Here is a 14,483-nt window from a genome sequence, read left to right on the forward strand (position 1 = left end):
AGAACAAAACAGAGAGCATAGCTCTCTGTTTTGTTCTTTATGATTAGTGTAATTTCAGCTTTGGCCTTTGCCATTTAAGCAGCTTTTGCGCAATGCGATAGATAATTGCGGAAAACCAACCATAAAGACTCGCTAAGTGCCTTTGATATAGAGAAATATACATAAGCCTTGCAATATGCCCTTCGACAAAGAAAGTGCCTGAACGCAAATTCCCCATTAAATTACCCACGGCCGAAAAGCGGCTTAAGGAGACTAAGGAACCATAATCTTTATATACAAAAGGCTTTTCAACCTTACCCTGTAATCGGTTCACTATATTCTCATATAGTGTATCCGCCATCTGCGCAGCGGCTTGAGCGCGAGGAGGTACTGGTTGACCAGAGTCTAGGATCAATAAAGCACAATCCCCAATCGCATAAATATCTTGTTGACCTTTTACCCGCATACAAGCATCCACTTCGACTTGATTTCGAGGCGTAATGGGTAACTTAGAAAAGTTTTGGAAGGCTTTGGGCCCCTTTACTCCCGCCGCCCAAACCTTAAGACTGGCCTTGATCATATCGCCGTCTTGAGTGATAAAGCCATCACGAGTCACTTCTTTCACTTGTACGCCAATATGTAATCGAATACCTATTTTATCAAGCACAGCTTGCGCTCTCGCACTTACCCGCTCTGGCAGTTGGGGAAGAATCTTGGGTGATGCTTCAATCAGATGTACATCAAGATGATGTTTAGAGATATTGAGATAACCATATTCTTTAACAGATTCAATTACATGATGAAGTTCTGCGGCCAACTCAACACCTGTTGCACCCGCACCAACAATACCTATACTGACTTTCTCTTGAGTTTCATTGAGTTGTAACAGGGCATCCAAGAGCTTTTGATGAAATAAGTTAGCGTTATCTAAGCTATCAAGGAAAATACAATGTTGTTCAGCACCAAGGGTGTTAAAACTATTTGAGACACCACCTAAAGCAAGCACTAAAAAATCATATTCAATCTGACGGGGCTCAAGCAGTAATTCCCCTGAATCACTATAAACCGCTGCAAGTCGAATTGTCTTAGTATCGGGGTCACACTGTTCTATCTCTCCTCGAAGATACCGATATCCGTTCTTAAGACCATGATCTCTATAAAGTAACCCCTCAATAGATTGATCAATCACTCCCACAGCAACTTCGTGTAATTTCGGCTTCCAAATATGAATAGGGCTTTTATCAATTAAGCAGACATCAACGACATCACTTCCACCTAACTTGCGGCCTAACTTAGAGGCAAGCGCCAAACCCGCAGCACCACCGCCCACAATCACTATTCGCTTAGTAGCCAAAATAACAACCTCAACAAACTCATGTAAATGGCTAAGTTATACCACGGAACAGATAAGAGATAACTACTTTAGTCTAACTAAACAGGCAATTTAGCATTAAAGATATTTCAGAAACAATAAACCACACGATAAAATTTGAGCAGCAAAAAGGGGTAGTGTTCATAATTCTGTGTCATTTCAGTAAAATATTCAAAAACAGGAATGACACATGACCCAACCTTTTAACTTCGAACAAGCCCTTAAAGATCTGCAATCAGGTAAAAGCCTCACAGGTAAAGACAGCATTCTTGGCCCACTGATCAAGCAACTCACTGAAGCGGCTCTCCAGGCTGAGCTTGAGCAGCATTTAGCGCATGATCCTCAGCCTAATCGTAAAAATGGCAAAACCCCTAAGACCATTAAGCATCCGTCCGGTAACTTTGAGTTAGACGCGCCTAGAGACCGCAATGGCACCTTTGAGCCTCAGTTGATTAAGAAAAATCAAACTACACTAACCGATGAAATCGAACGTAAAGTGTTATCGATGTTCAGTATAGGTATGAGCTATCGCGATATTAATCAACATGTTGAAGATATGTATGGGCTCAATGTGTCTAACGCAACAGTCAGTGCTATCACTGACAAACTCATCCCCGAACTTAAAGCGTGGCAGCAGCGCCCATTAGATAGCCATTATCCTATCGTTTGGCTTGATGCGATACATTATAAAGTCAAAGAGGATGGGCGTTACGTCAGTAAAGCCGTTTACACATTGTTAGCGCTTAATATGAAAGGAAAAAAGGAAATTTTAGGGCTTCACTTATCCGAAAATGAAGGCGCTAATTACTGGCTATCCGTACTGACCGATCTTAATAATCGTGGTGTAAAAGATATTCTTATCGCCTGTGTTGACGGCTTGACCGGTTTCCCTGAGGCCATAGCCAGTATCTTTCCTCATACGGAAACACAGCTATGCGTTATCCACCAGATCCGTAACTCAATGAAGTATGTCGCCTCAAAAAATCAGAAAGCGTTTATGGCTGATTTAAAGCCTGTGTATCGAGCCGTGAGTAAAGAAGCCGCAGAGATGGCATTGGACGAACTGGAGGCCAAATGGGGTGATGCTTATCCGTTGGTAATCAACTCTTGGCGTCGCAAATGGCATAATTTGTCTCATTATTTTAAGTACCCAGAACATATCAGGAAAGTGATTTACACGACCAATGCAGTTGAGGCTGTACATCGCCAATTTAGAAAGCTCACCAAAACCAAAGGTGCTTTTCCTAATGAAAATAGCTTGTTGAAGCTACTTTACGCAGGCATATTAAACGCCTCAGATAAATGGACCATGCCAATCCACAATTGGAGCCTTTGTTTATCTCAGTTAGCGATTTATTTTGAAGGACGTTTAGATAGCGTGCTAGAAATTTAAAAATTAGCCTGACACAGAATTTTGAACGCCCTCCAAAAAGGGCCCTCGGCCCCTAATTTAAAAAAGCACGAGCTTAAACCGCTTCTTCGTTTTCTTCACCAGTTCGAATCCGGATAACCCGCTCAACATCTGTCACAAAAATTTTACCATCGCCAATTTTACCTGTGCGGGCAGTTTCAACAATAACATCTATCGCTTGGTCTACTAAATCATCTTGGATGACGAGCTCAATCTTAACTTTGGGTAAAAAATCAACCATATACTCAGCACCACGATAAAGCTCTGTGTGCCCTTTCTGACGGCCAAAGCCCTTAACTTCCAGCACCGTCATCCCCGTGATCCCTATCTCAGCAAGTGACTCGCGCACATCATCTAATTTAAAAGGCTTAATAATGGCTTCAACTTTCTTCATCAAACATTCCTCGGCACTTGCTTACACATAATCAAACTGAATACCGCTAGCTTACACGGGCTTAAGACTTTATTGAAGCATAGGCATCGCTTTACTCATAAAACACAGTATCTATAAAACGATTCTTAGCACGTAAAATTCTAAAAAATACGCCACAGATTTAGCATCGCATTTTATACTTACGATTAGCTGTTAAAGATTAACTCTGCCTGCAGGACGCGGGGCCCTTACAACAAGGAAGTGCTATGAAACCTCATCAGTACGGCTTTAGCCTAATAGAACTCATCACAACACTATCTATCTCTACGCTCCTTATCTCGATCGGGGCACCGACTTATACCGACATCACTGACCATATTAGAGCAGACTCTAATATTAAAACGATTCAACAAACATTCGTATTTGCACGTAACACCGCAATCAACTATGGCTATAGAGTGACAGTTTGCCCCTTAGTCGATGGTCAATGCACTGAAGATTGGCAACAAGGAATTTCCGTTTTTACTGATTCAGGAACTGTTGAAACGCTCGATCTCAATGATAAAGTGATTAAGACTGTAGATGGATTCGATGGGAGAGACTTTATCAAATACAACCGAAGTTCAGTTAAATTTCAACCAGATGGGCTAGCTTCAGGCAGTAATGGTACCTTTAAATATTGTCCACGGACAATTGATAGCAAAAACTCTAAAGCCGTTATAGTCAATCAAGCTGGACGGGTGCGCCTCTCAACGGCTAAAAATATCGACTGTAAATAAATGATTAACACAAATTATGCTAGCACGCATAGTGTCGAACACTGCTAAGTTCTGAACGCTCCACTGCTGTATTACTGTATAAAGGTGCGGAGGGGAACGTTCAATGCTCTGTATATAAATCGCTCAACAAAAAGTAAAAACCATTTTGAAACCTTGCCTATTGGCTGCTCCAATTATAAACAGCCATGTCAATCAACTTATTGGTTATATTGAATAACTTAGATAGTTACTGATCTTAAAGACTCTCTCGCATATACTTAAGCGAATTAAAGCGAGGATTGTGCAATGTTTACTATCTCAAAAGGTTTTACTTTGGTTGAACTGATGGTTACCATCGCGATTGCAGCTTTGCTCCTTTCTGTTGGCGTCCCATCATTTACTGCAATCTATGAAGCGACTCGCAGCGCAAATGAAATGCAAAAAATCAATGACCTCTTTGCCTTTGCTCGAAATCAAGCAGTGAATTACGGTGCTACTGTCACGGTATGTCCCTATGCAGCAACGCCCTGTGGTAATGACTGGACTAAAGGGTTTAGTGTGTATATTGAGAATAATGGCGCGAAAAAAGTCCTTAAGGTAATAGATGGGTTTAGCTCTAAAGACACTATCTCATTAACTGGCCCAACTGATAAAACCGTGAACTTTACTCCTGATGGCTTAGTTTCTACTGAGACATCAATTATATATTGTCCTAGCGGAGAAAGTGATGGTTCTAAAAGCATTAAAATTAGCACATCAGGCTTGATTAAAGAGGGAAGTGATAATCAAAGCTGCTCATAAATAACGGAACAAGTAGACATAGATTATCACTTCAATTCAGTATCAGTCAAAACGCCCAATGAAATGGAACGATTTGATAATTTTTAAGTTACCTTTTAGGTAGTGTTCATAATTCTGTGTCATTTCAGTAAAATATTCAAAAACAGGAATGACACATGACCCAACCTTTTAACTTCGAACAAGCCCTTAAAGATCTGCAATCAGGTAAAAGCCTCACAGGTAAAGACAGCATTCTTGGCCCACTGATCAAGCAACTCACTGAAGCGGCTCTCCAGGCTGAGCTTGAGCAGCATTTAGCGCATGATCCTCAGCCTAATCGTAAAAATGGCAAAACCCCTAAGACCATTAAGCATCCGTCCGGTAACTTTGAGTTAGACGCTCCTAGAGACCGCAATGGCACCTTTGAGCCTCAGTTGATTAAGAAAAATCAAACTACACTAACCGATGAAATCGAACGTAAAGTGTTGTCGATGTTCAGTATAGGTATGAGCTATCGCGATATTAATCAACATGTTGAAGATATGTATGGGCTCAATGTGTCTAACGCAACAGTCAGTGCTATCACTGACAAACTCATCCCCGAACTTAAAGCGTGGCAACAGCGCCCATTAGATAGCCATTATCCTATCGTTTGGCTTGATGCGATACATTATAAAGTCAAAGAGGATGGGCGTTACGTCAGTAAAGCCGTTTACACATTGTTAGCGCTTAATATGAAAGGAAAAAAGGAAATTTTAGGGCTTCACTTATCCGAAAATGAAGGCGCTAATTACTGGCTATCCGTACTGACCGATCTTAATAATCGTGGTGTAAAAGATATTCTTATCGCCTGTGTTGACGGCTTGACCGGTTTCCCAGAGGCCATAGCCAGTATCTTCCCTCATACGGAAACACAGCTATGCGTTATCCACCAGATCCGCAACTCAATGAAGTATGTCGCCTCAAAAAATCAGAAAGCGTTTATGGCTGATTTAAAGCCTGTGTATCGAGCCGTGAGTAAAGAAGCCGCAGAGATGGCCTTGGACGAACTGGAGGCCAAATGGGGTGATGCTTATCCGTTGGTAATCAACTCTTGGCGTCGCAAATGGCATAATTTGTCCCATTATTTTAAGTACCCAGAACATATCAGGAAAGTGATTTACACGACCAATGCGGTTGAGGCTGTACATCGCCAATTTAGAAAGCTCACCAAAACCAAAGGTGCATTTCCTAATGAAAATAGCTTGTTGAAGCTACTTTACGCAGGCATATTAAACGCCTCAGATAAATGGACTATGCCAATCCACAATTGGAGCCTTTGTTTATCTCAGTTAGCGATTTATTTTGAAGGACGTTTAGATAGCGTGCTAGAAATTTAAAAATTAGCCTGACACAGAATTTTGAACGCCCTCACCTTTTAAAAGCATCATCTTTTGTATATAGTTTTAATTTAGCTTAAATTATTCACTAAACGTGTTTATCTTGGAGTTAACTTATCCAATGCTTGAGCCTTGCTGCTACTGAAAGATGCGTTAAGCTCAATGCATTCTTCTACTGCATTGATGTAAGACTTTTTACCATCATTCGACTGACGAAGAGTACCAACGAGATTTGCCATTCTTAATGGCATTTCACTCGTTTTCCAACGATAAAAAGCAATTTCAGCATTATTTTTAAACGTAATATAACATTTAAAATCCTGTTCGACCGGTGGATTTCCGGTGTCAGCCCAAACTTTACTCGATATCAACACCAAAATCGTGGAGAGAATGACTAATTTCATTTCCAACACTCCGCACTCGGGCCTTTAGCCCCTGTATCAGTGATGGTCAAAGGAGAACAAGAAGAATCTCGGCTTGCCTGTACCCCTTTTGCGACCGCTTTTAGTGTAAATGATGAAGTACCACTTGATGTCACTGAGTAATTACCGTTTTCGGTAATATATGGATCTGCATTTATAATTTTAGTCAAATCAGTAGCATATTTTCGATTGTCTAAATAATACTGCTCTTGTAGATTGGCCAATTTCATTAACGCGGACAACCCCTCAGCCCTCGTGCTCTGAGCCACATAACGAGTATAAGAGGGATAGGCTATTGCCGATAAAATTCCAATAATGACAACAACTATCATCACTTCAATTAAGGTAAAACCTTTATCTTTAATCTTCATATAAAAATACTTATTCATCTATATGGTAATAAATTTTATTGACACCTAAACCAGAAGCGACGTTTATCGTGCCACTATATTCACCATTTTCATTTATATCGCCTTTCCCGACACCAATAATATAGATATAAGGATCTTTACCCGTTTCAGGGGCTGGGATCACAATTTGCGGAGTGTCAGGAACTCTTTCTCCAAGTTCGTAATATAATTGAGAAAAAGATCTGGTTCCTTTATGTAAATCAAACGCATAAAGCTTGCCAGCACCAGAAACTAAACAAACGTTATCAGCAACAGAATCAGCTGGCGGTGAATAGGAGGTAAAATATACTTTTCCTTGAACAATCAGTGCCGCCGTCAAGCTTTTCTCACCGAGTCCCGAAAAATCATAAAACCAACCAAATTTAGTCCCGAAATTAATATTATCCGTCTCTGAAGTTGGGGCACTTGATGTTACATCATACAAATTATTAATAGTAATGGTCGCGGGTACATTACTTCCAGTAAAACTCTTAGTGACGACGTTACGATCCTGAAGCATAAAAAACATATCATTAACGTTAGTACTTGAAGGACTTGACCTCATTCCACTGCCCACGGCAACGGCATCATAGGGAACATTTTGGTGTGTTTTAGTTGTCACAGTTTCCGTTCCGGTTGTCACCGATACTTCGGACAAATTGGTAAACATTGTTTGCGCAACTACGGGTTCTGCGAAGAAGCGTCTATTATCGCTATTTGAACCACCCAATGAAGCAAACTTAAAAGCGGTCCACGTACCTGAACTTGCTGTAGGTAAATCCATACGCCATATATTACCGGTAACATCAGAAGCATAGATACGGTCAGTATAACCATCATTGTTACTATCTAATACAGCCACTGAATTAGGAATGCTGCCTTGGATACCAGGAAGCACTGTTGCCCCACTAGCCGAACCGCCAAAAGAATGGATCAGCGTTCCCTTTTGTGCATCAACAATATAAATAGCGCGACCTTGTGGCGAAGTAGTCGGCGTCGCATCAAAGCTCTCGTCATAACCACCGCCAAAAATTAATACTGGTTTATCGTAACCCACGATTTTAGTCACGATAGGCTCCGACCATGTCTGACCTAGATCGACAAAACCATCACTAGAAGGATTAATAGTCCACATAAGTGAGGGGCTGTCTGGATTAGACACATCTAAAGCATAATAAGATGAACCACCACGCTGCATACCGACAAAAACCCAAGCCTTGTTTACTTTACCGGTAGAATCAGTTTCGGTATAAGCAACGGGAGATGAATCCATTCCATATACAGTGTGAACTCCTGATGGGTCATTCGTTCTAAGCTCGATTAAATTTGGTAAAAGCTCATAGGGTATAAATCCCCATGTTTCTGACACTGACTCACCAGCATCTTTGAACATATGTAAAACACCTTGGTTTGTGCCCAAAATAATTCGGATATCCGTGGCCGTTTCACTACCAAAATTCAATGCTAGAGGCTTCGAATGTAAGGGATCGCCCATTACATCATTACGTTTATCTGTAATGCTTCCATTTTTATTATCATCATCTACATCAATACCTTTAAGCCAGTCTAAAGTATTAGCCACTTCATCAATGTCGGTTCTCATGAAGGTCGCTAATGCTTGCTCTCCTCCAGCAGCATTCTGGGCATTTGATAATGTAAGTGGCGACAAACTACTCGTCCCCGCCAAATTACTTAATATAGTACGATTCAACTGACCTCTAAGTTGCGCGGCTGCACCACCAACCTCAACTTTATTACCATCCTTTTGACTTGTACAATCAGTCCAAATCGTACAGGCAGTCTCTTTAATATTACCATTATCAGCAATGGCTGCATTACCTTCACCATCAACTAAAGTGCCATCAGCTGTTACTCTTAGTTTCTTAAGATTTCCACTCCATCGTGGCCCTTTTCCTGGTAAGAACATCGCATAATAAGCGGCATCAAAGGTCTGAGTTCTATCAAAGTTATTACTAGCAATACTGGGAGATGTAAAACTGGAGTCTATATTTAAAATATTAGATAAGGCGTCATTAAGTGCATTTTGTAGCTCTAAGCTATTCTGTGCAGCAAAATATAATCCACCGCCACGTTTAGCCGTTTCAGCTAATAATGGCGCAGCATCATCAGCACCTTTACTAAAACCAATAGTATAAGTCCGTACATTTTGCATTTGCTCAGTATTTGAACTATCAGGTTTGTTAATCAAATCATTATTAAACATATAACTTGCTAATGCAGGCAAATAACTTGGTGTACTTAATCCCTGAGAAAATGAAGAATAATTACCGCTTTTACTTGCCGCAGCGGTTAGAGTTTTAACATTGTTATTGGCACTTCCATCAACTGTTGGCGAGCCATCGGTAACATAAATCACATAGGCAATATCAGTACAAACTTTAAATGGGCTAACGTAAGTACCATTAGTTTCTACCGAATTATCATATGGAGGACGATTGCCTACATAAGAGCCATAATCGGTATCCGCGTGTCCAAAAACGACACCTTTGCCGGCAAAATAACGATAGGCTTCATACATAGTCTCACACAAAGGTGTATTTGTTTTAGCAGGCAAACCATCAATAGTTGAGAGTAAACTGGCTCGGGAGGTATCCGTCATTTGAGTAATACCAGAAACAATCCTGCCTCCATCCCGATTACCCTCATTAGGGTAATTGTAATTAAAAACAGCCAATCCAAAATCAACAGTTGGTGTAGATCTAATAATGTTAGAAATCGCTTTCTTCGCGATATCTATCCTAGGAACTTTTATAGTTGGCAATCTTCCTTCTTTTGATAACCAATACCATCTCAAATAGTTGTCTGTATAAAAAGTGACGGGTTGACCAACACCAAAGCCGGTATTCTTGGCGGCAGCTAACGCATTAGCCCAAGTAGTTCCAGGTGATGAAGAAGTATTATATGGAAACGCTTTCTTATTTTTACCTGAACCTGTCGTTAATCCATTAGCGGGGAAACCGTTAGAGTAAGGAGATGAGTTTTGAGGATCAACTGTTGAGATATCTTCCCAACAATCAACCACCTTAATGTTACGACCATCGGTCTCGGGAAATTCTTTCCATACTCCCGTTGTTCCGCTTGAGGTGAACTCGCGAATATAACCCGTAAAACGACCAAATTGATCCAATGCAACTTTACTTTGGTTACAACCATTTATAGTGGCATTAAAATATCGCCTATCAGAAGTAGTATCGGGCGTTGGTAATGCACCGCCACCAACGGTGTAATAGATTCGGTCGCCACTGTAACCCGAGCCACTTAAAGGGGGATAATCATAATCGGGATCATAATCAACCACTTGGGTAATTTCTTCGGTAGACATACTTCCTGAGTTATCAAAAATAACCAAGACTTTAGGCCTAGCCCCCGTGCGTGTCGACGATTCTTTTACATACAGTTCTGTATCATCGCCAAACGATGAGATTGACGTTGAAGCCAATGCAAGCAATGTACAAAAAGTGAGTTTTTTGATTAGCATATCTTAACTCCCTGTTAAAACTTCTTGCTCTACACCTGCGACAACGGTGAGCTGCCCCAAGTTATCGCGACCAAAATTAGCTGTACTACTAATCTCGACTCGCCGACAACTGATGATATTACCGCTATTTGGCCTAGTGCTCCGTTGACAGCCAACATCTTTCGCACCAATAACCACATTACCACCAGCATCCACTTCAAATGGGATCGGTGTTAAAGTCTGTTTTGCTCCGAACTCAGTTCCAGTGGTCACATTGGTTAAAGTTGCTAAGCTAGGGCCTCTATTCGCCGCTATTGCGGCTTCTAACCCACCATCAGCAATTGATTTAGCTTCAATTCGCTCAGACCCCGCTCCAGACATACGCATAGATTGGGTTGAATTGACGGCCAACGCGACACCTATAATTGTCATCAAAAGCAGCACTATAAGTGCGAAAAATAGTACTATCCCTTTCTGCTTTCTCATCCCTTTACCCTCTAATTCCGAATTAACACAGGATTGGCAAGCACCATCGTTATTGAAACCACTTTTCGTCGGTAGTGATCATTTAAGCCATCGATTTCCTTATCACCTAAAGTGTAAGTTGTATCGTTTGTATAGCTTTTATCTTCATCTATCGCTCTAACTAATAAAAAAACTCTAACAGCAACTAAACGTTGAAATAGTTCATTGTCCCACATTAATGTAGTCACATTTTCCGCCGGCATAAAACTATCAGCGGTATCATCACCGTCATTATCAAAACCATAGAGAATACGCATATTCTCAATGCCTTCTACTAATTGTTCTTCATTGTTCATGCCATTGTTTTTAGTTAAGGTTTTACGTCTTAACACCGGCACTGAACCATCATTCTTAATAAAATAAATATGATGTTGATATTCCCAAAATCGTGCGTTTTCAAGCGCTGGATTTGGAGGATTCCCCCCTTTAAATAGCACCGCTTGGCTCGAGGTCGCAGCCATATAATAACGTTCACCGTTTGGATTGGTGACAGGCGGCCCAACCAGCCTTTTTATCTGGATCACATCCGTGTTGGCATTCACCCCATTCAAACAACTCAGACTCTCAGCACTTTTACCTGCTTCATATCCCCATAATCGCCTAAAATGCGCAGGTTCCGTATTTGGTAATGTACCGTTGTTTACGCCAGCACCGATGCAATCATTTGTAATGCCATCTCTTAAAGTCATATTGGTGCCAAGCACAAAATCGGTTCCTGTTATATCGCCCATAAAACCAAGCTGGGTAATATCCCTTTCCATAAGGGCGAGTGCTATGCGGCCATTTTCTTGTAATTGATTGAATTGGCTGGTCGTCACTACATTAGAAGATGACATACTAAACATTGCAAAAAGCCCAAGCGTGAGAAACAGTCCGATAAGCATCGAGACCATTAACTCAACTAAAGACATCCCCTTCTGACAATTTTTCATCTATTCACTAACCTAAATAATCACTGTCGACACGACAAAAATACGCCTACGAGTGCCAAGATCCTCACCACACTCATTTCCAGAATATGTGGTTCCAGCGCCCTCACGAATACCTCTCCATGCCACAGCAACAGTGACTGTCGTACCATCAATATCAATACAAGCCGTTGGAGAATCTAATCCCCCCACATTCTGCCCGCCAACAGTTTCAGCTGCACCGATAATACTTTGCTCCCATTGATATAGATCCCAAGCTTGAGTTTCGACTGAAGAACACAGACTGACAGCCCCAACAGCTACATCGCACTCTTTATTGGGTTTACTCAGCGCCCCTGTATATTCACCGCTATAATTGGCTAATTGAGTTCGATTAAGTTTCATCCGGTTAATGATGTCATTAGCATAGTATGAAGCTTGAGTCTGCTGAAAAGACTCAAAGCTGCCTCGTTTAGCAACGATATGTAGATTAAAAATACCAATCAAACCAATTACGAGGATCACCAATGCAACAAGTACTTCAATTAATGAGAAGCCTCGTTGAAATCCTTGATGTGTCAACCGTTCGAATTTAGTCATATTTTTGACATGCTTTTCAGATATTTACCCTTTAAAATCTTAATCTTACAATAAAAACATTACTAACAGTTAATAATAGATGAGAAGAATGTAAGTAGCCAGTAACAATAGCATATAAGCATGGCTTCCATTATGACTCGTTTGTATTTAGTGTATTTTAGGTAATAAAAAAGAGGCTAAAAGCCTCTTTTCATTCATCAAAATTTAGCCAAATCAATTAACGTAATTCAGCGGGTACTGCAAAGACAGTATCTTCTTTACGTCCTTCGACTTCAGTCACCACACTCGGCGCTAATTTCGCGATGGCTTGAACCACTTGCTGTACGAGAACTTCTGGTGCAGACGCGCCAGCCGTCACTGCGACTTTTGTAATATTTTCAAACCAAGATGAATCAATATCATCAGCAGTATCAACGAGATAAGACTGGGTGCCCGTTTTTAAGGCTAATTCACGTAACCGATTAGAATTAGAGCTGTTTTTCGAGCCCACTACGATTAACAGATCCACATCGGCTGAAAGATTACGCACCGCATCCTGGCGGTTTTGGGTCGCGTAACAAATATCATCCTTGCGAGGGCCTTCAATAGAAGGAAAACGCTTTAGCAGCGCTGAGATAATGTCGAGAGTGTCATCTACCGAGAGCGTAGTTTGGGTTACAAAGCACAGATTATTCGGATCACGAACTTCTAAGGTTTCGACATCCGCAGGGGATTCAATCAGATAAACTCCACCATTAGGATTATCATATTGCCCCATAGTGCCTTCGACTTCAGGGTGCCCAGCGTGGCCAATTAAAATACATTCAATTCCCTTGCGACTTGCGCGAGTGACCTGTAAATGCACTTTAGTCACTAACGGACAAGTGGCATCAAACACCCGTAAACCACGGGCTTTTGCCTCAGCACGTACGGCCTGAGAAACACCATGCGCACTAAAGATAACAATATTATTATCAGGCACTTGATCTAACTCTTCGACAAAAACAGCACCGCGGTCTTTAAGATTTTGCACCACATAGCGGTTATGTACGACTTCATGGCGAACATAAATAGGGGGTGAAAATAACTCGAGCGCGCGTTCAACAATGCTGATAGCACGATCCACACCAGCACAAAAGCCGCGAGGATTTGCCAGCATGATATTTAAACTTGGGCTGGTAGGATCAAATTTCATCTTACAGTACCTTTACCACGTCGAGTTCAAATGTCACTTTACGTCCCGCTAAGGGATGATTGAGATCAACGGTAATCGAATCGCCTGCAACTTCACGTACAATTCCAGGGATTTCACTGCCACCAGGGCCAGCAAAGCTGACAATCACGCCAACCTCTAGCGCCATATCAGCCGGAAAACGCGTTCTATCCATATAGTGGATCGCATCAGGATTCGACTCACCAAACGCATCGACAGCTTCAAGCGTAAAACTGTGCTTATCACCTTCATTTAAGGATACAAGTTGTGCTTCGAATGCTGGACTTAAGGTGCCATCACCGATATTTAAGCGTGCAGGTTTACCAGAGGCAGTGCTATCTGCGGTAGAACCATCTTCAAGCACAATATTCATATGGCACACTAATGAACGTGTCACAGTCACTACTTCACCTCTTCGGTTTTATCTTGTTCGGATTGACTGTTAAAAAACGAATCCCAAATAATCAGTACAGCACCGATAAAAATCGCAGAATCTGCAATATTAAAGGCAGGATAATGGCTCTTTCCCCAATAAAAATCGATAAAATCCACCACAAAACCATGCATTAATCGATCAACCAGATTTCCTAAGGCCCCGCCAATCACTAAGGTGTAGGCCAGATTTAACTTCAATAATGATGCCGACTGCTTACGCAACCAAACAGTCAGCAAGGAGCTAAATCCAACTGCGACGATAGTAAACAACCAACGTTGCCAGCCACCGGCTTCACTCAAAAAGCTAAACGCTGCGCCATAGTTACGGACATAGGTGAAATTAAAAAAAGGTAATAACTGCACCGATTCAAACAAATCAAAATTGGCTAAGACCCATTGTTTGGATAGTTGATCGGCCAAAAACACCAATACAACTACCCAATACCAACGTAAGCCACTGTCTTTCCAAGTTAATGGCATAC

At 41.3% G+C, this 14,483-nt stretch carries 15 protein-coding genes; 4 read left to right on the plus strand and 11 right to left on the minus strand.

Annotated elements, in window-relative coordinates:
- Window positions 1-43: 43 nt before the first annotated feature.
- A complete protein-coding gene (locus SO_RS16435) occupies window positions 44-1,333 on the minus strand; it encodes an NAD(P)/FAD-dependent oxidoreductase (protein WP_011073352.1) in 1,290 nt (429 codons plus the stop codon).
- 208 nt (window positions 1,334-1,541) lie between these two features.
- On the opposite strand from SO_RS16435, the gene SO_RS16440 reads away from it, so the two are divergent.
- Window positions 1,542-2,744, plus strand: a complete 1,203-nt coding sequence (locus tag SO_RS16440) for an IS256-like element ISSod4 family transposase (protein ID WP_005054087.1) — start codon at window positions 1,542-1,544, stop codon at window positions 2,742-2,744.
- 73 nt (window positions 2,745-2,817) lie between these two features.
- Here SO_RS16440 and glnB read toward each other — a convergent pair whose 3' ends face one another.
- Window positions 2,818-3,156 carry a nitrogen regulatory protein P-II gene (gene glnB / locus SO_RS16445; RefSeq protein ID WP_011073353.1) on the minus strand — a complete coding sequence of 113 codons (339 nt, stop codon included), beginning with the start codon at window positions 3,154-3,156 and terminating at the stop codon, window positions 2,818-2,820.
- 245 nt (window positions 3,157-3,401) lie between these two features.
- Here glnB and SO_RS16450 point away from each other — a divergent pair, with 245 nt between their 5' ends.
- From SO_RS16450 to SO_RS16460, 3 genes are all read left to right on the plus strand, one after another.
- The gene (locus SO_RS16450) at window positions 3,402-3,914 is read left to right on the plus strand and encodes a GspH/FimT family pseudopilin (protein WP_011073354.1); all 513 of its coding nucleotides are present in this window, start codon (window positions 3,402-3,404) and stop codon (window positions 3,912-3,914) included.
- 285 nt (window positions 3,915-4,199) lie between these two features.
- Window positions 4,200-4,694, plus strand: a complete 495-nt coding sequence (locus SO_RS16455; protein WP_011073355.1) for a GspH/FimT family pseudopilin — start codon at window positions 4,200-4,202, stop codon at window positions 4,692-4,694.
- A gap of 155 nt (window positions 4,695-4,849) precedes the next feature.
- The gene (locus SO_RS16460; RefSeq protein ID WP_005054087.1) at window positions 4,850-6,052 is read left to right on the plus strand and encodes an IS256-like element ISSod4 family transposase; all 1,203 of its coding nucleotides are present in this window, start codon (window positions 4,850-4,852) and stop codon (window positions 6,050-6,052) included.
- A gap of 98 nt (window positions 6,053-6,150) precedes the next feature.
- Here the strand turns inward: SO_RS16460 and SO_RS16465 are convergent, their stop codons facing one another.
- The 9 genes from SO_RS16465 to lspA all read right to left on the minus strand — a co-directional run bounded on the left by SO_RS16465 (window position 6,151) and on the right by lspA (window position 14,481).
- Window positions 6,151-6,456: a TapY2 family type IVa secretion system protein gene (locus SO_RS16465; RefSeq protein WP_011073356.1), complete on the minus strand. Its 306-nt coding sequence runs from the start codon at window positions 6,454-6,456 to the stop codon at window positions 6,151-6,153.
- A complete protein-coding gene (locus SO_RS16470) occupies window positions 6,453-6,845 on the minus strand; it encodes a type IV pilin protein (RefSeq protein WP_011073357.1) in 393 nt (130 codons plus the stop codon). The genes SO_RS16465 and SO_RS16470 overlap by 4 nt, the downstream gene beginning before the upstream one ends.
- A 10-nt stretch (window positions 6,846-6,855) precedes the next feature.
- Window positions 6,856-10,362, minus strand: a complete 3,507-nt coding sequence (locus SO_RS16475; protein WP_011073358.1) for a pilus assembly protein — start codon at window positions 10,360-10,362, stop codon at window positions 6,856-6,858.
- A 3-nt stretch (window positions 10,363-10,365) separates the two neighbouring features.
- Window positions 10,366-10,827, minus strand: coding sequence for a pilus assembly PilX family protein (locus SO_RS16480; RefSeq protein ID WP_011073359.1), 462 nt, complete (start codon window positions 10,825-10,827; stop codon window positions 10,366-10,368).
- 11 nt (window positions 10,828-10,838) lie between these two features.
- A complete protein-coding gene (locus SO_RS16485; RefSeq protein ID WP_011073360.1) occupies window positions 10,839-11,798 on the minus strand; it encodes a PilW family protein in 960 nt (319 codons plus the stop codon).
- Window positions 11,799-11,810: 12 nt separating this feature from the next.
- A complete protein-coding gene (pilV, locus tag SO_RS16490) occupies window positions 11,811-12,398 on the minus strand; it encodes a type IV pilus modification protein PilV (protein WP_164925904.1) in 588 nt (195 codons plus the stop codon).
- A gap of 193 nt (window positions 12,399-12,591) precedes the next feature.
- Window positions 12,592-13,548, minus strand: coding sequence for a 4-hydroxy-3-methylbut-2-enyl diphosphate reductase (gene ispH, locus SO_RS16495; RefSeq protein ID WP_011073362.1), 957 nt, complete (start codon window positions 13,546-13,548; stop codon window positions 12,592-12,594).
- 1 nt (window position 13,549) lies between these two features.
- Window positions 13,550-13,969, minus strand: a complete 420-nt coding sequence (gene fkpB / locus SO_RS16500) for an FKBP-type peptidyl-prolyl cis-trans isomerase (protein ID WP_011073363.1) — start codon at window positions 13,967-13,969, stop codon at window positions 13,550-13,552.
- Window positions 13,969-14,481 carry a signal peptidase II gene (lspA, locus tag SO_RS16505; protein ID WP_011073364.1) on the minus strand — a complete coding sequence of 171 codons (513 nt, stop codon included), beginning with the start codon at window positions 14,479-14,481 and terminating at the stop codon, window positions 13,969-13,971. Before lspA ends, fkpB begins: the two co-directional genes overlap by 1 nt.
- Window positions 14,482-14,483: the final 2 nt, after the last annotated feature.

Origin of the sequence: Shewanella oneidensis MR-1, assembly GCF_000146165.2 — a bacterium.
Classification (GTDB): domain Bacteria; phylum Pseudomonadota; class Gammaproteobacteria; order Enterobacterales; family Shewanellaceae; genus Shewanella; species Shewanella oneidensis.